Source organism: Desulfuromonas sp. DDH964 (assembly GCF_001611275.1).
In the GTDB taxonomy this organism is placed as follows: Bacteria; Desulfobacterota; Desulfuromonadia; order Desulfuromonadales; family DDH964; genus DDH964.
Genome location: NZ_CP015080.1, coordinates 2981861 through 3003586, shown reverse-complemented (window position 1 = coordinate 3003586; position 21726 = coordinate 2981861). Strand labels below are relative to the sequence as shown.

25 protein-coding genes are annotated in these 21726 nt (G+C 62.9%); 21 read left to right on the top strand and 4 right to left on the bottom strand.

The window, feature by feature from the left end:
- The first annotated feature begins 3 nt into the window (after positions 1–3).
- The 8 genes from DBW_RS13810 to DBW_RS13775 are packed head-to-tail and all read left to right on the top strand — an operon-like array spanning position 4 to position 9339.
- Complete coding sequence (locus tag DBW_RS13810) at positions 4–1056, top strand: ATP-grasp domain-containing protein (protein WP_066728103.1); 1053 nt, start codon at positions 4–6, stop codon at positions 1054–1056.
- Positions 1053–2210 (top strand): glycosyltransferase, encoded by a 1158-nt coding sequence (locus DBW_RS13805; RefSeq protein ID WP_066728102.1) that lies wholly within the window; start codon positions 1053–1055, stop codon positions 2208–2210. Before DBW_RS13810 ends, DBW_RS13805 begins: the two co-directional genes overlap by 4 nt.
- Positions 2211–2215: 5 nt before the next feature.
- Positions 2216–3433 carry a glycosyltransferase family 4 protein gene (locus DBW_RS13800; RefSeq protein ID WP_066728101.1) on the top strand — a complete coding sequence of 406 codons (1218 nt, stop codon included), beginning with the start codon at positions 2216–2218 and terminating at the stop codon, positions 3431–3433.
- Positions 3434–3436: 3 nt separating this feature from the next.
- On the top strand, positions 3437–4234 hold the full coding sequence (locus tag DBW_RS13795; protein ID WP_066728100.1) for a glycosyltransferase family 2 protein: 798 nt from the start codon (positions 3437–3439) through the stop codon (positions 4232–4234).
- Between the two features lie 32 nt (positions 4235–4266).
- Positions 4267–5307: a glycosyltransferase family 2 protein gene (locus DBW_RS13790; RefSeq protein ID WP_066728099.1), complete on the top strand. Its 1041-nt coding sequence runs from the start codon at positions 4267–4269 to the stop codon at positions 5305–5307.
- Between the two features lie 8 nt (positions 5308–5315).
- Positions 5316–7073, top strand: a complete 1758-nt coding sequence (locus DBW_RS13785; RefSeq protein WP_157471901.1) for a hypothetical protein — start codon at positions 5316–5318, stop codon at positions 7071–7073.
- Positions 7070–8572 (top strand): tetratricopeptide repeat protein, encoded by a 1503-nt coding sequence (locus tag DBW_RS13780; protein ID WP_066728096.1) that lies wholly within the window; start codon positions 7070–7072, stop codon positions 8570–8572. The genes DBW_RS13785 and DBW_RS13780 overlap by 4 nt, the downstream gene beginning before the upstream one ends.
- Before the next feature lie 26 nt (positions 8573–8598).
- Positions 8599–9339, top strand: coding sequence for a tRNA1(Val) (adenine(37)-N6)-methyltransferase (locus DBW_RS13775; RefSeq protein WP_082820354.1), 741 nt, complete (start codon positions 8599–8601; stop codon positions 9337–9339).
- On the opposite strand, the gene DBW_RS13770 is transcribed toward DBW_RS13775, so the two are convergent.
- Together DBW_RS13770 and DBW_RS13765 are read right to left on the bottom strand one after the other, a co-directional pair.
- Entirely contained in the window at positions 9321–9833 is a 513-nt protein-coding gene (locus tag DBW_RS13770) for a DUF721 domain-containing protein (protein ID WP_066728092.1), read from the bottom strand. The two genes, DBW_RS13775 and DBW_RS13770, sit on opposite strands and share 19 nt — an antisense overlap.
- Positions 9830–10144, bottom strand: coding sequence for a hypothetical protein (locus tag DBW_RS13765; RefSeq protein WP_231875337.1), 315 nt, complete (start codon positions 10142–10144; stop codon positions 9830–9832). Before DBW_RS13765 ends, DBW_RS13770 begins: the two co-directional genes overlap by 4 nt.
- Before the next feature lie 118 nt (positions 10145–10262).
- Here DBW_RS13765 and DBW_RS13760 point away from each other — a divergent pair, with 118 nt between their 5' ends.
- The 13 genes from DBW_RS13760 to DBW_RS13700 all read left to right on the top strand — a co-directional run bounded on the left by DBW_RS13760 (position 10263) and on the right by DBW_RS13700 (position 19326).
- Entirely contained in the window at positions 10263–10535 is a 273-nt protein-coding gene (locus DBW_RS13760) for a DUF3343 domain-containing protein (protein WP_066728091.1), read from the top strand.
- Positions 10536–10615: 80 nt separating this feature from the next.
- Complete coding sequence (gene ffh, locus DBW_RS13755) at positions 10616–11968, top strand: signal recognition particle protein (protein ID WP_066728090.1); 1353 nt, start codon at positions 10616–10618, stop codon at positions 11966–11968.
- Positions 11969–12055: 87 nt separating this feature from the next.
- Complete coding sequence (gene rpsP, locus DBW_RS13750) at positions 12056–12325, top strand: 30S ribosomal protein S16 (RefSeq protein WP_066728089.1); 270 nt, start codon at positions 12056–12058, stop codon at positions 12323–12325.
- A gap of 62 nt (positions 12326–12387) precedes the next feature.
- Positions 12388–12621: a KH domain-containing protein gene (locus DBW_RS13745; protein ID WP_066728088.1), complete on the top strand. Its 234-nt coding sequence runs from the start codon at positions 12388–12390 to the stop codon at positions 12619–12621.
- Positions 12621–13160 carry a ribosome maturation factor RimM gene (gene rimM, locus DBW_RS13740; protein ID WP_066728087.1) on the top strand — a complete coding sequence of 180 codons (540 nt, stop codon included), beginning with the start codon at positions 12621–12623 and terminating at the stop codon, positions 13158–13160. The genes DBW_RS13745 and rimM overlap by 1 nt, the downstream gene beginning before the upstream one ends.
- Positions 13150–13896, top strand: coding sequence for a tRNA (guanosine(37)-N1)-methyltransferase TrmD (gene trmD, locus DBW_RS13735; RefSeq protein WP_066728085.1), 747 nt, complete (start codon positions 13150–13152; stop codon positions 13894–13896). The genes rimM and trmD overlap by 11 nt, the downstream gene beginning before the upstream one ends.
- Entirely contained in the window at positions 13893–14450 is a 558-nt protein-coding gene (locus DBW_RS13730; RefSeq protein WP_066728083.1) for an RNA methyltransferase, read from the top strand. Before trmD ends, DBW_RS13730 begins: the two co-directional genes overlap by 4 nt.
- Before the next feature lie 107 nt (positions 14451–14557).
- Positions 14558–14905, top strand: a complete 348-nt coding sequence (gene rplS / locus DBW_RS13725; protein ID WP_066728080.1) for a 50S ribosomal protein L19 — start codon at positions 14558–14560, stop codon at positions 14903–14905.
- Positions 14906–15007: 102 nt separating this feature from the next.
- On the top strand, positions 15008–15649 hold the full coding sequence (locus DBW_RS13720; RefSeq protein WP_066728078.1) for a ribonuclease HII: 642 nt from the start codon (positions 15008–15010) through the stop codon (positions 15647–15649).
- Positions 15646–16011 carry a YraN family protein gene (locus tag DBW_RS13715; protein ID WP_066728076.1) on the top strand — a complete coding sequence of 122 codons (366 nt, stop codon included), beginning with the start codon at positions 15646–15648 and terminating at the stop codon, positions 16009–16011. The genes DBW_RS13720 and DBW_RS13715 overlap by 4 nt, the downstream gene beginning before the upstream one ends.
- 114 nt (positions 16012–16125) lie before the next feature.
- Positions 16126–18087: an NAD(+) synthase gene (locus tag DBW_RS13710; protein ID WP_066728074.1), complete on the top strand. Its 1962-nt coding sequence runs from the start codon at positions 16126–16128 to the stop codon at positions 18085–18087.
- On the top strand, positions 18050–18937 hold the full coding sequence (gene rsmI / locus DBW_RS13705; protein ID WP_066728072.1) for a 16S rRNA (cytidine(1402)-2'-O)-methyltransferase: 888 nt from the start codon (positions 18050–18052) through the stop codon (positions 18935–18937). The genes DBW_RS13710 and rsmI overlap by 38 nt, the downstream gene beginning before the upstream one ends.
- Positions 18937–19326, top strand: coding sequence for a response regulator (locus DBW_RS13700; RefSeq protein WP_066728070.1), 390 nt, complete (start codon positions 18937–18939; stop codon positions 19324–19326). The genes rsmI and DBW_RS13700 overlap by 1 nt, the downstream gene beginning before the upstream one ends.
- 31 nt (positions 19327–19357) lie before the next feature.
- Here DBW_RS13700 and DBW_RS13695 read toward each other — a convergent pair whose 3' ends face one another.
- Together DBW_RS13695 and ligA are read right to left on the bottom strand one after the other, a co-directional pair.
- On the bottom strand, positions 19358–19633 hold the full coding sequence (locus DBW_RS13695) for an acylphosphatase (RefSeq protein ID WP_066728069.1): 276 nt from the start codon (positions 19631–19633) through the stop codon (positions 19358–19360).
- Positions 19620–21650, bottom strand: a complete 2031-nt coding sequence (ligA, locus tag DBW_RS13690) for an NAD-dependent DNA ligase LigA (protein ID WP_066728066.1) — start codon at positions 21648–21650, stop codon at positions 19620–19622. Before ligA ends, DBW_RS13695 begins: the two co-directional genes overlap by 14 nt.
- Between the last annotated feature and the right edge of the window lie 76 nt (positions 21651–21726).

Genomic DNA, 21726 nt, shown 5'->3' with positions numbered 1-21726 from the left:
CGCATGCGCATCGGCATACATCCCGACAATATGTGGGGAACGAGTTATTCTGACCGGTGGGCAGAGTTTTTCAGGGTGCGTGGCGTGGAGGTGAAGTTCCTCGACCTGTTGGCCCCCGATTTTCTGGAACAGGCAAGGGGATGTGACGGAATTATGTGGCGGTGGTTCCACATCCAGGAACACAAGCAGTCTGCCAAGAACATCCTTTATCTGCTGGAAACCCAGTTGAAGAAGCCGGTTTTCCCGAATACCGACACCGCGTGGCACTTCGACGAGAAAATATTCCAATTCCACCTGCTCAAAACCCTGGAGGCCCCGGTCCCGGAGAGTTGGGTGTTCTGGGACTTCGCGGCGGCGTCGGATTGGGCCCGTCAGGCCGCCTACCCATTGGTTTTTAAGCTGACGGTGGGAGCGGGAGCGTCCAATGTGTTGAAATTGGACAATGCAAGTGAAGCGCTCCGGTTGTGTCGGAAAATGTTCAAGCAGGGGGTTTTCCCCGGAACGATGAACGAATTCCGCAGCCGTATCATCCCGCGAAAAGTGAGGGAACTCAAAGGCTGTTTAACCCGGCCAATGTCTGCTCTCGCCTATCTGGTCGCAGGCAAATACCCGCCATTGCCTGCGCCGTGGTGGAAGCCAGAATTTTCCTACAGCTATTTTCAGGAGTTCCTGCCGGGCAACAGTTTCGATACCAGGGTTTCAGTCATCGGGAACCGGGCGTTTGCCTTTCGGCGCATGAACCGGGCAGGAGACTTCCGTGCCTCTGGGAGCGGGAAAATTGACTGGGACCCCGCTAGGATCGACAGTCGTTGTCTGGAAATCGCCTTTGAAACCTCCCGCAAAGGGCATTTTCAGACGATGTCCTACGATTTCCTCTACAAAGAAGGACAACCGGTGATCTGTGAAATCAGCTACGCATTCGTGGATGAAGCAGTCTATCAATGCCCTGGCCACTGGGATGCCGCCCTCAACTGGCATGAAGGACAGATGTGGCCGGAGGAGGCCCAGGTCATCGATTTCATCGAAGAGATCAACCGTCTTGACAGGCCGCGATGATGCTGCAAAGGGATGACCTGCATGGCCTGAAAATTGCCATCGTCTTTGGGTGCCTCGATCTGGGCGGATCGGAACGGCTGGGGTTTCTGCTGGCCCGTGCCCTGAAAGAGCGATACGGGGCCGAAGTCAGCATCTGGTCGCTGTCGAATGGGCCGGGGCGCCTGGTCTCCATGTGCGAGGCGGCGGGAATCCCCTGGCGCAGTATGCAGTTCAAGTGGTCGCGGCTTTTGCTTTACAACCTGTGGGAGTTGAGTCGTTTTGTCCGGTGGGCCAGGGCCGAGTCTCCCCATGTGCTGCTGCCGTTCTATCGGTTACCGAATCTGGTTTGCGGCCTGACTTGGCGCCGCATTGGCGCCAAAACGTGTGTCTGGAACCAGCGAGACGAAGGGCTGCTGCTTACCGGCGATTTTCTCAATGCGCGTGCGGTCGAGAAAACCCCTTTGTTCATTGCCAACTCGCAGGGCGGGGGAGATTTTCTGCTGAACAAGTATCTGATTGACCCAGCAAAAATGACCCTGGTTCACAATGGGGTCGAACTGCCGCCCCCGCGGCTTGGACGGGGAGGGTGGCGGGAACGGCTCGGGGTGACTGCCGAGGCCCCCCTGGTCTGCATGGTGGCGAACTTTACCCCTTACAAGGACCATGCGACCCTTATCCGGACATGGCGAATAGTCATGGATGAGTGCCGAAGCAGGATTGAGGTTCCGCCCCTACTCCTGCTGGCGGGAATGGAGGGGGACACATACGGCGCAGCAGTTACTTTGGTCAAGGATCTTGGACTCCATGATGCAGTCCGTTTCCTCGGTTCGGTCGAGGATGTGGCGGGTTTACTGATGGCGTCCGATCTTTATGTGCACTCTTCGCTCAGCGAAGGCTGTCCTAACGCGATCCTCGAAGCGATGGCAAGCGGGCTTCCCGTTGTAGCGACCGCCATCCCCGGAAACCGAGAAGCGGTCGGTCCGGAAGGGGAGGAGTTTCTGGTGTCGGTGGGAGAACCACGGGCCATGGCATCGGCCATCCTTGATCTGTTGGTGGACCGGACGCGCGCCGAGATGCTTGCAATGGCCCAGGAGGCAAGGGCAGCAAAGGAATTTTCCTCGGTTGCCATGGTCGATAAGACTGTCCAGGTGATTCGGCGCGGGCTTTCCGGGTAGGAATCATGTTCGATTATGGTTTTTTCAAACTGACGCGGCAGCTCCTGTTCGGTAATCGAGATGACCGGACTGTCGTCAACCTGAATCGAACAGCTGTGCTGCGGCTGGTTGTCACCCTGTGTCAACTCTTGGGATGGCTATTCCCATTTTCCAACAAATCTGGGCTCTTCTTCTTTTTTCCGTTCTTTCATATTGGCGGAGCTGAGAAGGTTCACTCAGAAATCGTTGGGTGTGTTGCCGAGCGGAAACCCTGGGTGTGTTTTACCAAGAAATCCCTCAACAGGGCTCTTTGGCCGGCATTCGAGCAGGGGGCAAGGTTGTGGAACCTCTGGGCGTTTTTCAGGTATCTTTATCCCATGAGTGTGGGGATGACGGCGGGGTTCATCAATCGTTACCGCCAGCCGGTGGTTTTTGGCTCCAACAGCCTGTTTTTCGCGCTGCTGATCCCCTATCTCAAACCCCATGTACGCTGCATCGATTTAACCCATGCCTTTGGCGGTGGGGCGGAGGATTTCATGCTCTCGGCCGCTACGCGTCTCGATAAGCGGGTGGTCATCAACCGCAGGGTGCTTGATGACCTGACGGCCCAGTATCGGCAGTTCAGCATCAATCCGGCCCTGGTTGAGAGGATCGAAATCATCGGCAATGCCGTCCAGGTTCCCAGAACCAGCCCGTCTAAGACTCTCTCGGGGGAGCTGTTGGTGTTGTTTGTCGGGCGGGATGCGCCCGAAAAGCGTGTCCACCTGGTCGGGCAGATCGCCCGCCGTAGCCGGGATCGGGGACTTTCGGTCCGGTTTGTGCTGGTGGGTGATTTTCGACGTGATGCGGATAGGGACTGGGGGTGTTGTGAGCTCCACGGCGTGGTGACGGCGAGCGAGGAAATGGCGAGCATTTATTCCCAGGCGCATGTTCTGCTGATTACCTCAAGCCGAGAAGGGTTCCCGCTGGTGGTGATGGAGGCAATGGCCAACGGCGTGGTGCCGGTTTGTACCGCCGTGGGCGGGATTCCTGAACATGTGCACCCTGGTTGGACCGGTCTTCTGGTAGAAGACCGAGATGAGGAGATGATTGTGGCTGACTTTGTCGAGGTGATCACCGAACTTGAGCATGACCGCGAGGAATTCGCCCGTTTATCCGAGTCGGCCCATCGTTATGCACGCGATCACTTCGCCTTCGAAGCGTTCCGTTCAGCCTACCGGCGCCTGCTATTGGGAGAGGGCTGACCGATGCCCAAAGTTAGCGTCATTATCCCCTGCTTCAATCAGGGGGGCTATCTTGATGAGGCCGTCAATTCTGTGCTGGCACAGACCTACTCTGATTTCGAGATCATCATTGTCAACGACGGCTCAACGGACGTTGCAAGCAACGACCTCCTTTCCGACTACCGGCGGCCTCAATGCCGAGTTTTGCTTACCAATAACCAGGGGCTGGCCGCAGCGCGTAATAATGGGATCCGGGCGGCGAAAGGGGAATTCATCCTCCCTTTGGATGCCGATGACCGGATCGGTCCGGATTATCTGCACGAGGCGGTCCGGATTCTTGATGCCGACCCAAAGGTCGGGATCGTCTACTGCGAGGCCGAGAAGTTCGGTGCGCAGGCCGGGAGATGGCGGCTGCCAGAGTTCTCGTTGCGCAAAATGCTCTTTTCCAATCTGATTTTCTGTTCGGCGGTTTTCCGTCGCGCTGACTGGGAACAGGTGGGGGGGTACCGGACGAACATGAAGTCTGGCTGGGAGGATTGGGACTTCTGGTTGTCGGTTCTGGAACTGGGGCGGGAAGTGGTGAAGCTTCAGCAGACGCTGTTTTTTTATCGCGTCAAGGAGGCGTCGATGATCAAGGCAATGGACCGGGAGGTGCGCATCGCAATGCATCATCAGCTGATATACAACCACTGGAAACTGTATCATGCTCAGGCCCTGCCGGTTCTTCGCCTTTATCACAAAATCATGGATTCGTCGATTTATCGCTGGCTCAAAGCCATGAACCTGACCCGACTTGCGGCAAACTTATGGGTTCGCAAATGATTCCCGTCTCCGCATGTGGGTCGGAAGTGGCTGTGGTCATCGTCAGCTGGAACGGCCGTCATTATCTGGAGCAGTGTCTGTCAGCACTGGGTGCCCAGATTTTTCAGAACTTTTCCGTCATTCTGGTCGACAATGGCTCGACCGATGGCACCATCGACTTTGTTCGCATGCACTTTCCGGAGGTACAGATCATCCCCCTGGAGTGGAACGGCGGTTTTGCCGGACCGAATAATCTGGGGATCCAGCGGGCCCTCCTGGAACCGGGAATCCAATTCATCGTTACATTGAATAACGATACCCAGCCCGAGCCCGACTATCTGGCCGAATTGGTCGCTTGCGCAAATCGCCATCCCGAAGCCGGCTCAATCCAACCCAAGGTGAACAACTTTTTCACCCCGGAGTTGATCGACAGTACCGGGATCTTGATTGCCCCAAACCTCAGCGCGGTCAATCGCGGACTCAAAGAGCCAGATCGGGGGCAGTACCAGCGTGAGGAGGAAATTTTCGGCAGCTCCGCCAGCGCCGCGCTGTATACCCGTAAAGCCCTCGAAACGGTTGCCTTGAAGGGGAAGGCCGGGACAGAGTTCTTCGACGCGGATTATTTCGCCTACTATGAGGACGTCGATCTCGCCTTGCGATTGCGGCTGGCCGGTTTCGTCAGCTATTACGCCCCGGCGGCGAGGGTCTGGCACGTCCACAGTGCTACCGGAAAGAACTACTCGCCATTGAAGGCCTTTTACATCCACCGCAACCAGTACCTGAATATCCTCAAAAATCTCCCGGCAATGCCAATGCTGCATGCTTTTCTGCTGATGCCTGGACTGTACTGGCGATCTCTGCTTGGAAGCCGGAAAGGAGAGGGGGCGGCCGGTCAACTGGCGAAGTCGGCCCGCAACGATAACCAGAGCCTCTATTGGATCGTCGTGCGTGGCTGGTTCCAGGTGTTGCGGATGTTGCCAGGAGTCCTGCGCAAAAGGGCTCAGGTGCAAGCCAAAAAGGTGGTCGGCCGCAAGGATATCGCCGAGTGGTTCAAACGGTTTGGCGTTGATCTGGACAGGGTTGTCGCTGGATGAATAGGGTCATGACAGAAAATGCTCCGATTCAGGAGAAGACGGTCTGGCGTTGGTCGTTGCTGTGGGTCACAGGACTCTTCCTGCTCGCCATGCGCCCTATCGAAGCGTTTGACACCTTCTGGCAACTGCAGGCGGGGAAGTATATCTGGCAGACCGGCGCGTTTCTCTATCGCGATACCTTCAGCCTGGCCGCTGACGCCTATCGCATGGAGCACTGCTGGCTGCATGACCTGATTCTCTACGGCCTCTATTCCACCGGCGGATACTTCCTCCTCTCCCTGTTGAAGCCGGTGCTGATCGCGCTCTGCGGGGGATTGCTGCTACGCTGGGCGCAGCAGCGTGGTGGGAATCCGCTGGTGGTGCTGCCGGTGTTGACGCTTTGCCTGATCGGTTCCAGCGATTCCTGGCTGGTTCGGCCCCAGCTCTGGACCTTCCTGCTCAGCATCCTCATCCTGGTTTTCCTCTATCGGGGGCGGGAGCGAGGGTGGCGTTCCTGGCTCTGGCTGCCGCCGCTGATGCTCCTCTGGGCCAACCTGCATGCCGCCTGTATCTTCGGTTTCGCCTTGATTGGCGCCTTCTGGGTCGGCGAGTGCTGGCGAGCTTGGCGCGGGTCCAGCAGCTGGCGCACTTTAGGTCAGTTGAGTGTTTGTGGCGTGCTGACATTTGCCGCTGCTTTCGTCAATCCTTATGGCTACCGGATTCCCCTCGGCGAACTGCTGGCCCATTTCAACCAGCTCCAGGTCCTGACCGGGAACGCGCCGGTCGGCATGGCGGGGAACATGGAGTGGCTGCCGCCGACGTTTGCCCAGGTCCCCTGGTTCTACCTGATTATGGCACTCTGGGGCGCCACCCTTCTCTCGCGGTTGTGGCGACGGCAGCTGGAGGTCGCCGAACTGGTTTACTTCGCTGGTTTCTCCTACATGGGCTTCAGCCAGATCCGGCATACCACCCTGGTGGCGCTGCTGGCCGGATTTTTCCTGCCCTTAGCGATCCAGGAGCTGCTGACCGGTAGGGAACGAACCCGGACCTGGCTGGCCCGACCGGTCCCCTGGCACTGGTTGCCGGGCCTGATGCTTTTGGCCGCGCTGGTCTGGGGCGCCGCTGGAGCAGGACGTTTGGGGCTGGGGGTGCGCGCTGACCAGTACCCGGTAGCGGCGGCAGATTTCGTGGCCACTAACCGTCCCGCCGCCAACCTCTACAACGCCTATGACTGGGGCGGTTACCTGATGTGGCGGCTTTACCCCGACTACCTGGTCTTCATCGATGGCCGCTCGACCAGCCCGCGCCATTTCGCCGCCTCCGATATCCTCGACAATGGCTGGGAGGGATGGCGCGCCCTCCTCGACGAGTATGGGATCAACACCATTGTGACGCGGACCTGTTTTTATGATAGCGGAGGGCCGCTCCCCCTGATCGATGGCCTGGTCCAGGACCGCGACTGGTCCCTGGTTTTCCAGGACGGGGTGGCGGTGGTTTTTGTCCGCAATGACGCGGCCAGTCGGGAACTCCGGTCGCGCTTTGCCATCCCCTCGCGGCAGGCTTACCAGACTATGCTGGAAGAGGCAGGGCGATTGCAGGAGGAGGGATATGAGCGGCCCCGGACCTGGCTGGCGCTGGGGTGGGCGGCCTTCAATCTGGGCGATGGCCGCCGTGCCCTTGACGCCTATCGGCATTTTTTGGGGATCGTTCCGACCAACCTGGAAGCGCAGAGCCGCATCGCGTTGCTGCAACGGCTCTACCCTGGTGGGGAGGAGGCCGGGCGATGAAGGTCGATCGTAAGATTCTGGCGGGTCAAAGCCTCTTCCCGCTGATGGTCCTACTGGGGCTGGCGGCCCTGGTCTATACGCGGACCTTCGGCGCCACCTGGACCTACGACGATTTCCCGGTCATTGTCGATAACCCCGATATCCGGTCGATTGGCGCCTTTCTGAAGAACAGCTACCCTGGGCGGCCGCTGCGCGAGATTACCTATCTGCTCGACTATGCCCTCTTCGGCTACCAGCCGGCCGGCTGGCACCTGCAGCAGATCTTCTGGCACGGGCTCAATGGCTGGCTCGTCTTTCGCCTGGCGACGGCCCTGCAACTGAACCGGTTTGGTCGTTGGTGCGCGGCGCTTCTATTCCTGCTCCATCCCCTGCAGGTGGAGGTGGTGGCCAACCTTTCCCATCGCAAGGATGCTCTGGCCACCGCCTGTTGCCTGGTGGGAATTCTGGCCTATCTGCGATATTTTCATGGCCGCCAGTGGCGCTGGTTGCTTGTCGCCGCCGTTGCCTGGGGGTTGGGTTTGGCGGCTAAACAGACCGCAGTAGTGCTGCCGCTTCTCTTCCTGGCTTATGAAGCCGTGTTTTTGCCCCCGGCGCAGCGGCTGTTATTGCGGCGCTGGTGGCCGTGGTTGACTCTGCTGGCGCTGGCTGGGGCGGGTGTCGGCGCATGGTTTTTTTTCTTCGGTGGGCTCGCCGAATATACTCAGGCCTGGCGCGGCCTGCTCGTCGCCAAATCGAACTATTTCGGACCAGCCGCTCTCTTTCTTTACCCGCTGGTCATGATCAAATCCTGGGCGTTCATGGCGCTCAAGCTCTTCTGGCCACAACAGTTGGCACTGGAATATACCATTGCTGTACCAGGGGGGATGACGGATCCCTTTCTGCTCGGTGGCTGTCTTGGCCTGTTCGTGCTGGTGGGTGTTTTTTTCTGGAGTTGGCGGCATTGCCGGTCGGTATTTTTCGGGCTCTCCTGGGCCTGCTTCTTCTGGGTGCCGGTTTCCAACCTCTGGCCGCTGGTCTATCTGGCGGCAGATCGCTACTGGTACACACCAATGGCGGGACTGGCCCTGGTGGCTGGCCACCTTGCGGGGCGACTTCCAGATCGCTGGTGGCGCTGGACTGGCACGGCAATTGTCCTGATGGTGTTCGGAATTCTCAGCTGGCAACAGACCGCAGTCTGGAAGAACCCCGAGGCGCTCTGGACCAACGCCTACCACGTCAACCCCAATTCGACCTTTACTCTGAATAATCTCGGTAACGTCAATCTGCTCAAGGGGGACCTGATCGCGGCACGCCGCTTCTATACGGAATCGGTCGCCCTGAATCCGACAAACGGCCCGGCTCATTTCAACCTCGGAATTATTTTCGAACAGCAGGGTGAACTGGATGGCGCCCTTGCCCATTATCAACAATTCCTTCGGCTCGACTCGCCCCTCTATCGTAACGAAGCGGCCACCCTGCGCCGGCGACTGGCCTTGCAGTATGGCGTCAGACTAAATTAGGTTCCCCTTAGAGTGTTCATTCGCCAATGACCGAAAGAGTGAATAGCGATGAAACCCTTGATGAAATGCGTTCAGCAGGATTGGGGCTGATCCAGGCGCGGAAGGGGTATCGCTTCTCACTGGATCCTTTGCTGGTGGTCACGTTTGCTGATTTCAAGAAGGGCGACCGCGTCGCCGATCTCGGCACTGGCAGTGGTGTCATCCCGCTTTTGGTCGCACGCAGGTGTGCTTCAACCCGGGTGGTTGGTATTGAAGTTCAGGCCGATTTGGCTGACCGGGCCCGGCGCAGTGTGGCTCTAAACCAAATGACAGGTCAGATAACGATAGTTGCCGGTGACCTGCGCCAGTCCCAGCCGGAACTCCCCTCCCAGTCCTTTGACGTCGTCCTCGCCAATCCCCCTTACCGCCGGCCCGGCAGCGGTCGGGTGGCGCCTGGGGTGGAGCGGGCTGCCGCCCGTCACGAACTGGCCGGCGGGCTCGAAGATTTTCTTGCCGCCGCGGCGCGGCTGCTGCGGGACGGGGGAAGATTTTACCTCGTCTTTCTTGCCGAACGGCTGGCGGAACTCTTCGTATCGATGCGCCAGCACCAGCTCGAACCGAAACGGCTGCGTTCAGTGCATGGGCGCAGCGGCGACCCGGCGCGGATGGTCCTGGTCGAGGGGCGCAAGCGGGGCGGGGCAGGGCTGGTGATCGAAGCGCCGCTCTTCATTTACGATGGGGAGGAATATTCGGCGGAGGTGCAGGCGATTTACGCGGGCAAGTCCTGATCGCTGCGGCGGCGGGCGTCGAGTTGGGCCTGACGGCGCAGCAGTTGCGCCAGGCCCCGGCGCAGGTCGTCGTCGGCGAGGTCGGCCACGGTGGCCCTGATCTGTTCCTCCGTTGCCGGGTCCAGGGGAGGGGGCGGCGGCAGGGGCGCCGCTTTTTTTGTGACGGGGGCGGTCGCGACCTGGCCGCGCCGCAGGAAAAGATCCCGGAAGAGGGCGGCGCCGAGGCGTTCGTTGAGCCGGGCGAGGAGTTTCGGTTTCAGCAGCTGCAACTGCTGCATCCAGACCGGTTGGTCAACCCTGATCTCGAGGATGCCATCACGGATGCCGCAGGGTTGGGCGTGGGCGGCGATCTGCGGGCCGACCACCTCGTTCCAGACCTGCCAGGCGCGGTACTCGCGCAGGCGCTCGCTCATCCCCTTTTGCTGCAGCAGTCCCTGGAGGACGCCCCCGATGCCGGCGGCCCGGCGCAAGCGTGGACGGGGCGGGGCTTTCATCGCCGTGCCCGGCGCCGGAAGCGGCCGCCGACCATCTGTCCGGCCACGGCACAGCCGAGGGTGAAGGGAATGACCCGCCAGCCAAAGCCGTAGGCGAGACGCAGGGCAATGATGATCGGGATCGAGAGGTGGATGTAGAGAAACCAGCGGAAGGAGTATTTGTCGGTCCCCTCCCGCAGGTAGCCGAGGGGGAGATTGGCGAAAAAAGCAAAGCCGAGCAGGGTGATGAGGGTGATGATCTGGTGGGGTTCCACGAAGCTGCCTTTCCCGAGGCGCGGGGCCATTGCGCTGCTGTTGCGGCCGATTTTCATCCGGAGGTCCAGGGTGCTGCTAAGTCTACCCGCAACGCGCCGGAGCTGTCAATGAAAGCCCCTTGCCCGACCGCGGCGGGCGTGGCATGATGGCCGAAAACCAATAAGGACGCAAGCAATGGTAAAAGAAGGTGACCTGGTGGCGATTTTTCACTCCATTCACCGGGTGATGCAGGCGGAAAAGCTCCTCAAGCAGCAACGGGCAGAGATCCTGCTGATCCCGGTGCCGCGCCAGCTGACCTCCGACTGTGGCCTGGCGATCCGCTTTGCTGAAAGTGACCGGGATACGGTCGAAGCGATCCTCGCTGCGGCCGGCTTGCAGGCGGTTGAAACCTGGCGCCGTGAAGGGAAGGGGTACCGGTTGCTGGAGGGCGGGAACCCCGGGGTTTGAAAAGGTTTTTCCCTTGACAAGGGGGTGCCCCTTCACTATAGTCCGTATTTTGCGGCCGCTCTGCGGTCGTCCGGGTCTCTATGTTCGATAACCTGACGGAAAAATTTGACGCGGTTTTCAAGAAACTGCGTGGCCACGGCCGGCTGACGGAAGAGAATATCCAGGAGGCGCTGCGTGAAGTGCGCCTGGTCCTGCTGGAGGCCGATGTTAATTTCCGGGTCGTCAAGGACTTTATCGCCTCCGTGCGTGAGCGTGCGGTCGGTCAGGAGGTTCTCAGGAGCCTGACGCCGGCCCAGCAGGTCATCAAGGTGGTGCGCGAGGAGTTGGCGCGGCTGATGGGGGAGGGGGAGGATAATGCCCTCGATCTCGCCGCCCGGCCGCCGGTGGCAATGATGCTGTGCGGCCTGCAGGGCGCCGGCAAGACGACGACCTGCGGCAAGCTAGCCCTGAAGCTGCGCAAGGAAAAACGCTCGCCGCTGCTGGTCCCCGCGGATATCTACCGGCCCGCGGCGATTGAACAGCTCAAGACCCTCAGCCGGCAACTGAATGTGCCGGTCTTCGATTCCCGGGCCGATATGGACCCGGTCGACATCTGCCTGCAGGCCCGGCAGTTTGCCGAGCTCAACGGCTACGACACGCTGATCCTCGATACCGCCGGCCGTCTGCACATCGACCAGGCGCTGATGGGGGAGTTGCAGCGGATCAACGCGGCGCTGGCGCCGCGGGAGGTCCTCTTCGTCGCTGACGCCATGACCGGGCAGGATGCGGTCACCGTGGCCCAGGCCTTCAACGAGCAGCTCACCCTCACCGGGGTGATCCTGACCAAGCTCGATGGTGACGCCCGTGGCGGCGCCGCGCTGTCGGTCCGGGCCGTGACCGGCAAGCCGATCAAGCTGGTCGGTCTCGGCGAAAAGCTCGATGCCCTGGAGACCTTCCATCCCGACCGGATGGCACAACGCATCCTCGGCATGGGCGATGTCCTGTCGCTGATCGAAAAAGCCCAGGAGGCGATCGATCAGGACGAAGCCGCAACGATGCAGGAACGGTTGCGGAAAGAAGGGTTTACCCTCGAGAATTTTCGCGATCAGCTCCAGTCGATCAAGAAGATGGGGTCGATGGAGTCGATCCTCAAGCTGATTCCCGGCGCCGGCAAGGCTCTCAAGGAGATGCAGGGCGCCCAGCTCCCCGACAAGGAGCTCAAGAAGATCGAGGCGATCATCAATTCGATGACCGCCCGGGAGCGGCGTGACCACCGGGTGCTCAATGGCTCGCGGCGGCTGCGTATCGCTCGCGGCAGCGGCACCACGGTGCAGGACGTCAACCAGCTGCTGAAGCGCTTTTCCGAAGCGCAGAAGATGATGAAGAAGATGCAGAAGATGGGACCCCGCGGCCTCAAGGGCATGCTCGGACGCGGCGGCGGTCTCCCCTTTTAAGCCCAGGGCTCGGGAGCCGGGAATCGGTTCGGTCCCCTATCCTGAAACCCGACCACAGTTTGGAAAGATCGAGGAGGAAGAGTTACTATGTCCGTTAAGATCCGGCTCGCCCGCGGTGGCGCCAAGAAAAAGCCTTTTTACCAGGTCGTTGTGGCTGACGAGCGTTACCCGCGCGACGGTCGCTTCATCGAAAAGCTCGGCCAGTACGATCCGAAGCAGGACCCGCCGCTGGTGACCCTGAAGGAAGACCGTACCCTGGAGTGGCTGAAGCAGGGGGCGCAGCCGACCGACACGGTACGGCAGCTGCTGCGCAAGCAGGGCCTCTGGGCCCGCTTCAAGCAACCCCAGGAGGCCTGATCGTTCAGGCCGGTGCAGCCCGACGGAGTTTTGCCGCTTTCCCCTCCCGGAGGACGGACTCCATGAAAGAGCTCATCGAATTCATTGCCAGATCCCTGGTGGAAAATCCTGCCGCGGTGACCGTTTCCGAGGAAGAGGCCGACGACGGTTCGATCCTCGTCAAGCTGGCGGCCGCCCAGGAGGACATGGGGCGGATCATCGGCAAGCAGGGGCGGACGGCCAAGGCCATGCGCACCCTGCTCAATGCCAAGGCGACCCGGGAAAACCGCCGCGCCAACCTCCAGATCATGGAATAGTGACCGCGCTGCAAACTGAAGACCTGTTCCAGTATGGCACCGTCATCGGTACCCACGGTCTCCGTGGCGACCTCAAGGTGCGGCCGCTGAACGCGGATTCGACCTCTCTGCAGGAAGCCCGGGAGGTGACGCTGCGCAAAGCCGATGGCTCGCTGCAGCTCTTTCGGGTCGCGCGCGCGGCAATGCACAAGGGGCTCTGGCTGTTGCGCCTGGCTGGCCTTGAGACGATCGAGGCGGTGCAGCCGCTGGTCGGCTGCGACCTTCTGCTGGCCTGGGACGAGCTGCCGGAACTGGCGGAAGATGAATACTACTGGCACCAGTTGCAGGGGCTGAAGGTGCTCGATCGCCAGCTCGGCGAGCTGGGGGTTCTCAGTGAATTGCTGACCACGGCGGCGCACGATATCTATGTGGTCACAGGGCCCCTTGGCGAGGTCATGATCCCGGTGGTCAGCGCGTTTATTACCGAGATCGATCTGGAATCGGGGGTGGTCCGGGTCGACCTGCCGGAGGAGCTGGCCCGGATCAATCATGATCTTTGATGTTCTGACGCTCTTTCCCGGCATGTTCGACTCCCCCTTCGCCGACAGCATCATCGGCAAGGCGGTCGAGAAGGACCTGCTGCAGATTTCCGCCCATAACCTGCGGAACTGGGCCGAGGGGCGGCACCAGGTCACCGACGATACCCCCTACGGTGGCGGGGACGGCATGGTGATGAAGCCGGAACCGGTGGCCCGGGCACTTGCCGACCTGCGCCGGGAACGACCGGGGTCCCGGGTCTTGCTGATGTCCCCCCAGGGGAAGCCCTTCCGGCAGCAGGATGCCAGGGAGCTGGCCCTGGAACCGGGGCTGATCCTGGTCTGCGGGCGTTACGAAGGATTTGACGAGCGGATTCGTCCCCTGGTCGACGTGGAGTACTCGCTGGGCGATTTTGTTCTCACCGGCGGTGAACTCGCGGCGATGGTGATCATTGACGCCGTGGCCCGGCTCATTCCGGGGGTTCTCGGCAGCCAGGGGAGCGCCGTCACCGACTCTTTTTCGGACGGACTGCTCGAGCATCCCCATTACACCCGGCCGGTGGAGTTTGCCGGGGAACGGGTACCGGAGGTTCTCCTCTCCGGCAACCATGCCGCGATCGCCCGCTGGCGGCGGCGCGAACAGCTGCGGCGCACCCTGCTGCGGCGCCCGGAACTGCTGGAGACGGCCTCCTTGAGCGCCGAAGACCGACGCCTGCTCGAGGAAGTGCGCAACGAGCTGGCTGACGGCGGCCCGGCATGATGGAGCGTCTGGCCCTGGCCCTGGTGCACCACCCGGTTCTCGATCGCAACGGTGCGGTGGTCGCCGCGGCCGTGACCAACCTCGATCTGCACGACATCGCCCGCATCGGTCGCACCTATGGGGTCGGCCGCTATTATGTCGTGACTCCGGTTGCCGAACAGCAACAGCTGGTCGCCCGGATTCTCCAGCACTGGCGGGAAGGGTATGGCGCCGGCTACAACCCTGACCGTGGCGCCGCCCTGGAACTGGTCGATATCGTCCCTGATCTCGCCACGGCGGTCGCTGCCTGGAGCAAGCACTGCGACTCCCCGGCGCTGCCACTGTTGACCGGCGCCCGGCGCAGCGACGGTATCAGCCTCGCCACGGCCCGCGCCCTGCTCGGCCACCAGCCGGGGGTGCTGGTGCTCGGGACCGGTTGGGGGTTGGCCCCCGCATTCTTCACCCATGGCTGGCCGGTTCTGGAACCGATCAGCGGCGGGAGCGACTATAACCATCTGCCGGTACGGGCGGCAGCGGCGATCCTGCTCGATCGCCTCCACCGTGCCGCCAGCTGAAGCGATTTGCCGGACTGGGCGTTGTTGCGCAGCCCGCCCCCGATTACGGGACCGATTTGACCAACCACCTGACGATTACCAAAGCATCGCCGATAGAGGAGGACGTAATGAACAGCATCGACCGCATCAGCATGGAACAGATCAAGAAGAACATCCCGGTCTTCAAGGCCGGCGACACCCTGCGGGTGCATGTCAAGATCACCGAAGGGGACAAGCAGCGCATCCAGGTCTATCAGGGCGTCTGCATCAAGCGGGTGAACCGCGGCCTCGGCTCCACTTTTGCCGTGCGCAAGATTTCCAACGGCTTTGGCGTTGAGCGTATCTTCTCCCTCCACTCGCCGGCGGTCGACAAGATCGAGGTGGTGATGGTCGGCCAGGTGCGGCGCGCCAAGCTCTACTACCTGCGTAACCTGCATGGCAAAAAGGCCCGCATCCGCGAGAAGCGCCAGGCCTGATCCGATTACTGCTCCTGCGCGGCCCCGGTCCCCCGACCGGGGCTCTTTTTGTCCGGGAGCACTCCGCCCCATGGCCCTCTCTGCCCCCCCTGGGACGCGACCATGAGCGAAGCCCTCTTCGATTTTCCCGACCCCTCCACCCTCCATTTCGAGGGGCTCGCCCGCGCTCGCGGCTTCCGGGCCATTGCCGGCGTTGACGAAGCCGGGCGTGGCCCGCTCGCCGGGCCGGTGGTCGCTGCCGCCGTCATCCTGCCGCAACAGTTCGACCTCGCCGGACTCGACGATTCCAAGAAGCTGAGCCAAAAAGAACGGGAGCGTCTCTTTCCGCTGATCCGGGCCCAGGCCCTGGCGATCGGTGTCGGTTTCGCCTCGCCGGCCGAGATTGATGCCATCAACATTCTCCAGGCAACCCTGCGCGGCATGTCTCTCGCCGTAAAGCGCCTGCAGCTTCCTGCCGACTTCCTCCTTATTGACGGTATCACCCCGCTGCCGTTGCCGATTGCCCAGCAGACCCTCAAAAAAGGGGACAGCCGCTCCCTCTCCATCGCCGCCGCATCGGTGATCGCCAAGGTGGTCCGCGACCGCGTCATGGTCGGTTACGATCGGCGCTACCCGGGGTACGGCTTCGCCCGCCACAAGGGGTACGGCAGCCGTGAGCACCTCGCCGCCATTGCCCGCCTCGGGCCGTCACCGTTGCACCGCGCCACCTTTGGCGGGGTTCGCGAACACCTGGTGCGGCCGTGAGCGAGGAACGTCTTGCCCTCGGGCGCTGGGGCGAAGAGGCCGCCTGTCGTTTCCTGGAGCACAGCGGTCACCGCATCGTCGCCCGCAACCTGCGCACCCCGGTCGGGGAGCTCGATATCATTGCCCGGCGCGGGTCCCTGCTGCTGATCGTCGAGGTCAAGACCCGGCGCAGCCGCGCCTTTGGCACCCCGGCCGAAGCCGTCGGCCCGGTCAAGCAGCGGCAGATCCTGCGGGCGGCGCGCTGGTACCTCGCCGATCATCCCCCCGGCCGGATGCAGCCCCGCTTCGACGTCATCGCCGTCATGCCGGGGCCGGATGGCGCTCCCTGCTGTGAACATATCGAAAACGCCTTCGGGGCGTGACCCGCAAAAAGAGGAAATCCCCCCGCACCCATTGCATTTTCCCGCCGGGTCTTTAGAATAAAGGGCATTTCCGGCATTTCCGGCCGGCATAACCATCGCCAACAGGGCCATTGCATGTGCAAAAATCTCTCCAGCTTCGGCTTCCTGCGGGTCGCTGTCGCCAGCCCGGCGCTGCGGGTCGCCGACGTCCCCTACAATCTCGAACAGGCGGCGGCCGCCGTGCGCCTGGCCGGCGAACGCCACTGCCGCCTGCTGGTCCTGCCGGAGCTCGCCCTCACCGGCTACAGCTGCGCCGACCTCTTTCTGCAACCGTTGCTGGTCGCTGCTGCGGCCAGCGCCCTCGACGAGTTGGCTGCCGTCGCTGCCCGGGAGGGCGTGGCGCTGATCGTCGGCCTGCCGGTCGCGATCGGCGACCGGCTCTTCAACTGCGCCGCCTTTCTCGCTGGTGGGCAGCTCTGCGGACTGGTGCCGAAACAGTTTTTGCCCAACAGCCAGGAATTCTACGAAAAGCGCTGGTTTGCGCCGGCAGCGCTGTTGCGCCAGTCGACTCTCGACTGGCGGGGGAGGACGGTGCCGATCGGTACCGACCTGATCTTCCGGGCGCAAGGGTTCGACGCCTGCCGGATCGGCATCGAGATCTGCGAGGATGCCTGGACCGTCAATCCGCCGAGCGGCCGGTTGGCGACCCAGGGCGCGACCCTGTTGACCAACCTCTCGGCCAGCCCGGAACTTCTCAGCAAGGCGCGCTATCGCCGCGAGCTGGTCTGCGGCCAGTCGGCCCGCTGCCTGGCGGCCTATGCCTACGCCTCGGCGGGGCCCGGGGAGTCGACCACCGACCTCGTCTTCTCCGGCCATTCCCTGATCGCCGAGAACGGCCAGCTCCTTGTCGAAAGCGAGCGCTTCCGTTTCGAAACCGTGGTCAGCCATGCCGATGTCGATCTCGGGCGGCTGGTGGGGGAACGGCTGCGCAGCAGCAGTTTCGTCGACGCTGCCGCCGATGAAGTGCCGCGCTTCATCGACTTCCCCTTGGGCGAGACGCCGGCGGCGAGCTTTTCCCGCCCGGTGCCGGCCATGCCCTTTGTGCCGGGTGATGACGATGAGCGGGCCGAGCGCTGCCGGGAGATTTTCGCCCTGCAGACGACCGGTCTCGCCAAGCGCCTGCTGCATACCGGGAGCCGCCAGGTGGTGCTCGGCATTTCCGGCGGCCTCGACTCGACCCTGGCGCTGCTCGTCACCTGCCGCGCCTTTGACCGTCTCGACCTGCCGCGCAGCGGCATCGTTGCGGTCACCATGCCCGGCTTCGGGACCACCGCACGCACCCGCGACAACGCGGTCGGGCTCGCCGGGCAGCTCGGGGTGCAGCTGCGCACCATCCCGATCGACGCGGCGGTTCGCCAGCATTTTGCCGATATCGGCCACCCCGAGTCCCAGCATGACATCACCTTCGAGAATGCCCAGGCCCGGGAACGGACCCAGCTGCTGATGGATATCGCCAACCAGGTCGGCGGCCTCGTCATCGGCACCGGCGACCTCTCGGAGCTGGCCCTCGGCTGGTGCACCTACAACGGCGACCACATGTCGATGTACGCGGTCAACTGCGGGGTGCCCAAGACCCTGGTCCGTTACCTCGTCGACTGGTGCGCCGAGGAGGAATTCAGCGGCCGCTGCGCCGCAATCCTCCACGATATCAGCGCCACCCCGGTCTCCCCTGAATTGCTGCCGCCGGCCGCCAACGGGGAGATCGAACAGCGCACCGAGGAGCAGGTCGGTCCCTATCTGCTGCACGACTTCTTCCTCTACCATGCCCTGCGCCTGCAGTTTCCGCCGGCGAAGATTCTCTTTCTCGCCGAGCGGGCTTTTGCCGGCAACTATGACAGGAGCCAGCTGCGCCGCTGGCTGCGCCTTTTCTACCAGCGCTTCTTCAGCCAGCAGTTCAAGCGCTCCTGTCTGCCGGACGGGCCGAAGATCGGCAGCGTCGCCCTCTCGCCGCGCGGGGACTGGCGCATGCCCAGCGACGCCGTGGCGCGGCTCTGGCTCGATGAGCTCGATCGCCGCGAAGGTGCTGCGGGTGAGTGAAGTGGCGGTGAACGGTGGCGGGACCCTCTACGTGGTCGCGACGCCGATCGGCAACCTCGAGGACCTGACGTTCCGGGCTCTGCGCATCCTGCGCGAGGTCGACCTGGTGGCGGCGGAAGATACCCGCCACAGCCGCAAGCTCTTCAGCCACTACGGCATTGCCACGCCGCTCACCTCCTGTTTTGCCCATAACGAGCTGCGCAAGAGTGACGAGCTGCTGCGTCACCTCGCCGCCGGGCGTTCCCTCGCCCTGATCACCGATGCCGGAACGCCGGCGATTTCCGACCCCGGCTACCTGCTGGTGCGGCGCTGCCTCGAGGCGGGCCATGCGGTGGTGCCGGTCCCGGGCCCGGCGGCGGCCATCACGGCCCTGTCGGTGGCCGGCCAACCGGTCGATCGTTTCGCCTTCGAGGGGTTCCTCCCCAGCCGGGCGGCGGCGCGGCGCAGCCAGCTCGAACGCCTGGCTGCCGAGGAGAGGAGCCTCGTCTTCTACGAGGCGCCCCATCGCCTGCTGGCTACCCTGAAGGAGTTGGTGGCCGTCTACGGAGCGGAGCGGGGGCTGACGGTGGCGCGGGAGTTGACCAAGCTGCACGAGGAGATTTTCCGCGGCACCGTCGGCACCGCGCTGGAACATTTCGGCGCCGGTCGGGTTCGGGGCGAGCTGGTACTGGTGCTCGCCCCGGCGTTACCGGTACGACCGGAGGAGACGGTGCGCGAAGCGCTGCTGCGCAAACGGCGCACCAGCGACCTGCCGCCACGGCAGCTGGCGCGGGAAGTCGCCAGGGAACTCGGCGTCTCGGGGGATGAAGTCTATCGCGAGGTGCTGCGGATGAAGGACGAGGAGGCGTAATGGCGGGGGAAAAGAAGGTTCTGCTGGTCGATGATCACCAGAGCGTGTTGCGGTTGCTGGAGACGATTCTGCGCCTGCGCGGCTACCAGGTGGTCTATGCCAGTGACGGTGTCGAGGGGATCGAGATGGCGCAGAAGGAACGTCCCGACCTGATCCTGCTCGATGTGATGATGCCCAACCTCGACGGCTTCAAGGCCTGCCGGATGCTCAAGGAGGATCCGGCGACCCGGGAGATCCCGGTTATCTTTCTCTCGGCCCGCAATGAGAAGGCCGATGCTGAAACCGGGCGCCGCGCCGGCGCCGTCGCCTTTGTCCACAAGCCCTTCAAGAGTCAGGAAATCTTCTCCCTCCTCGACCGCTACCTGGCCCCGGCACCACTCCCCGCCTGAACAGCAGCGTGAGGCAGGCTCCGGCCTTGGGTCAGCGGATCGAAAAGTCGATCAAGGTGTCGCCGGGCTGCTGCCAGCTGCAGTGCAATTCCTCCACCCGGGAGGCGGGCGGTCCCTGGCGACAGGTCGCCAGCGCCTCCTCGATCGTCGCTCGCTCCCCTTCAAAGAGTGCTTCCACGTCGCCATTGGGCAGGTTGCGCACCCAGCCCCTCAGCCCGAGCTCCCGTGCGGCGCGCAGGGTGAAGTAGCGGAAGCCGACCCCCTGGACCCGTCCACGGATCGTGACCAGTACCCTAGCCGGCTCCATCGGTCTTCCCCTCCTCCAGCAGGCGCAGGAATGCCTCCTCATCCAGCACCGGTATGGCGAGCCGGTGCGCCTTGTCGAGCTTGCTCCCGGCGTCGCTGCCGGCGATCACGTAGCTGGTCTTGCTGCTGACGGAGCCGGCAACCCGGCCGCCCCGGCTCTCGACCAAGGCTTCGGCCTCCGTGCGCGACCAGCGGCTGAGGGTGCCAGTGATTACCAGCGTCCTGCCGGTCAGGGAGCCATCGCGGTCGACGGTCACCTCCGGCTGTGGGTCGACGCCGACCGCCTGTAGTTCGGCGAGGAGTTGCAACTGCTGCGGATTGCGGAAAAAGTCGGTCAGCGAGTCCGCCACCTTGTCGCCGATTTCGTGAATCCGCTTCAGCTCTTCGCGGTCGGCGGCGGCAAGGTCGGCGATGGTCGCGAATCGCTTGGCGAGGATTTTGGCGGTATGCTCGCCAACGTGGCGGATACCGAGGGCGAAGAGAAAGCGGGACAGGGGGCGTTTTTTGCTGGCGGCGATGGCGTCCAACAGCTTCTCCGCCAGCACCTCCCCCATCCGTTCCAGGGCAAAGAAATCGTCCTTTTTCAGGCGGTAGAGGTCGCTGAAGGTTTCGAGCCGCCCGAGGCCGATCAGTTCGGTGAGCTGCTTTTCGCCCAGCCCCTCGATATCCATGGCGTCACGGGAGACGAAGTGGCGCAAACGTTCGATGGTGCGTGCCGGGCAGTGGGCGTTGCCGCAGCGGGGGACCACTTCCCCGTCGCGGCGCGAGACCGGCACGCCGCACTCAGGGCAGCTGGCCGGAAAGGGGATCGGGGTTTCCTTGCCGCTGCGCTTCTCCTTGACCACGGCGACGATGTCCGGGATAACATCCCCGGCCCGTTCGACGATGACATGATCGCTGATCTGCAGGCCGAGGCGCTCGATTTCGTCCCAGTTGTGCAGGCTGGCCCGGGAGACCGTCACGCCACTGACTTCCACCGGTCGCAGGTGGGCGACGGGGGTGATGGCGCCGGTCCTGCCGACCTGCAGTTCGACCTTTTCAAGGATGGTCTCCCGCTGCCGCGGCGGAAACTTGCAGGCGACGGCCCAGCGTGGCGAGCGGCTGATCTCCCCCAGTTCCTCCTGCAGTGCCAGGGCATTGACCTTGACCACCATGCCATCGATCTCGTAGGGGAGCTGGTCGCGGCGTTGCTGCAGGGCGTGAAATGCCGCGATGACCGCTTCACCGCCGGTCGCCAGGGAGGTCTCGGCGAGGTTGACCCGCAGGCCGCAGGCGGCGAGCCGTTCGAGAAGCTGGCGATGGGTTGCCGGCCGCTCTCCCTGCCAGCGCCCGATGCCGTAGCAGAAGATTTTCAGCGGGCGCTGCGCCGTCACCCGCGGGTCGAGCTGGCGCAGGCTGCCGGCCGCAGCATTACGCGGGTTGGCAAAGGTCTTCTCCCCCTTTTCCTCCTGCTGCCGGTTGAGGCGCTGGAAGTCGCGCAGCTCCATGTAGACCTCGCCGCGGACATCGAGAAGCGGCGGGAAGGGAGGGGTCAGTTGCCAGGGGATCGTCGCCAGGGTCTTGAGGTTGGCCGTGATCTCTTCGCCGACCAGGCCGTCGCCGCGGGTGCTGGCGTACTGCAGCCGCCCCTCTTCGTAAACCAGTTCCACCGCCACGCCGTCGAGTTTCATTTCGCAGACATACTCGATTTCGCTGCTGGCACCGAGAAAAGTCTGCCGCAGGCTCTGATCGAAATCGACGAATTCCCCGGCATTGCGGACATTTTTCAGCGACAGCATCGGCAGGGCATGGGGAATCGGGGTAAAGCGGGTCGATGGCGGCGCCCCGACCTGCTGGCTCGGGGAGTCCGGCGTCACCAGCTCGGGGTGGGCCGCTTCCAGCTCCTGCAGCTGGCGGAACAGGCGGTCGTACTCGGCGTCGGAAACCTCCGGCTGGTCAAGAATGTAATAACGGTAGTTGTGGTGGCGAAGCTGGTCGCAGAGTTCGCGGTACTGATCCAGGGTTGCTTTGTCTGCCATGAAAAGGTTCCTGCCGAGGGTGTTGGCCGCTGTGCGGCCGGGTGGTTCTCTTCATAGCACAGTGGGCCCATGCCTG

What these genes read in the sequence shown, in the direction of transcription:
- DBW_RS13780 (WP_066728096.1), top strand. Translation starts at nt 7,070, where the DNA reads ATGAAGGTCGATCGTAAGATTCTGGCGGGTCAAAGCCTCTTCCCGCTG.
- rplS (WP_066728080.1), top strand. Translation starts at nt 14,558, where the DNA reads ATGAACAGCATCGACCGCATCAGCATGGAACAGATCAAGAAGAACATC.
- rsmI (WP_066728072.1), top strand. Translation starts at nt 18,050, where the DNA reads ATGAGCTCGATCGCCGCGAAGGTGCTGCGGGTGAGTGAAGTGGCGGTG.
- DBW_RS13795 (WP_066728100.1), top strand. Translation starts at nt 3,437, where the DNA reads ATGCCCAAAGTTAGCGTCATTATCCCCTGCTTCAATCAGGGGGGCTAT.
- DBW_RS13805 (WP_066728102.1), top strand. Translation starts at nt 1,053, where the DNA reads ATGATGCTGCAAAGGGATGACCTGCATGGCCTGAAAATTGCCATCGTC.
- DBW_RS13695 (WP_066728069.1), bottom strand. Translation starts at nt 19,633, where the DNA reads ATGGAGCCGGCTAGGGTACTGGTCACGATCCGTGGACGGGTCCAGGGG.
- DBW_RS13720 (WP_066728078.1), top strand. Translation starts at nt 15,008, where the DNA reads ATGAGCGAAGCCCTCTTCGATTTTCCCGACCCCTCCACCCTCCATTTC.
- DBW_RS13810 (WP_066728103.1), top strand. Translation starts at nt 4, where the DNA reads ATGCGCATCGGCATACATCCCGACAATATGTGGGGAACGAGTTATTCT.
- DBW_RS13700 (WP_066728070.1), top strand. Translation starts at nt 18,937, where the DNA reads ATGGCGGGGGAAAAGAAGGTTCTGCTGGTCGATGATCACCAGAGCGTG.
- trmD (WP_066728085.1), top strand. Translation starts at nt 13,150, where the DNA reads ATGATCTTTGATGTTCTGACGCTCTTTCCCGGCATGTTCGACTCCCCC.
- ffh (WP_066728090.1), top strand. Translation starts at nt 10,616, where the DNA reads ATGTTCGATAACCTGACGGAAAAATTTGACGCGGTTTTCAAGAAACTG.
- DBW_RS13765 (WP_231875337.1), bottom strand. Translation starts at nt 10,144, where the DNA reads ATGAAAATCGGCCGCAACAGCAGCGCAATGGCCCCGCGCCTCGGGAAA.
- DBW_RS13785 (WP_157471901.1), top strand. Translation starts at nt 5,316, where the DNA reads ATGACAGAAAATGCTCCGATTCAGGAGAAGACGGTCTGGCGTTGGTCG.
- DBW_RS13800 (WP_066728101.1), top strand. Translation starts at nt 2,216, where the DNA reads ATGTTCGATTATGGTTTTTTCAAACTGACGCGGCAGCTCCTGTTCGGT.
- DBW_RS13760 (WP_066728091.1), top strand. Translation starts at nt 10,263, where the DNA reads ATGGTAAAAGAAGGTGACCTGGTGGCGATTTTTCACTCCATTCACCGG.
- DBW_RS13710 (WP_066728074.1), top strand. Translation starts at nt 16,126, where the DNA reads ATGTGCAAAAATCTCTCCAGCTTCGGCTTCCTGCGGGTCGCTGTCGCC.
- DBW_RS13730 (WP_066728083.1), top strand. Translation starts at nt 13,893, where the DNA reads ATGATGGAGCGTCTGGCCCTGGCCCTGGTGCACCACCCGGTTCTCGAT.
- DBW_RS13775 (WP_082820354.1), top strand. Translation starts at nt 8,599, where the DNA reads ATGACCGAAAGAGTGAATAGCGATGAAACCCTTGATGAAATGCGTTCA.
- rpsP (WP_066728089.1), top strand. Translation starts at nt 12,056, where the DNA reads ATGTCCGTTAAGATCCGGCTCGCCCGCGGTGGCGCCAAGAAAAAGCCT.
- DBW_RS13745 (WP_066728088.1), top strand. Translation starts at nt 12,388, where the DNA reads ATGAAAGAGCTCATCGAATTCATTGCCAGATCCCTGGTGGAAAATCCT.
- ligA (WP_066728066.1), bottom strand. Translation starts at nt 21,650, where the DNA reads ATGGCAGACAAAGCAACCCTGGATCAGTACCGCGAACTCTGCGACCAG.
- DBW_RS13770 (WP_066728092.1), bottom strand. Translation starts at nt 9,833, where the DNA reads ATGAAAGCCCCGCCCCGTCCACGCTTGCGCCGGGCCGCCGGCATCGGG.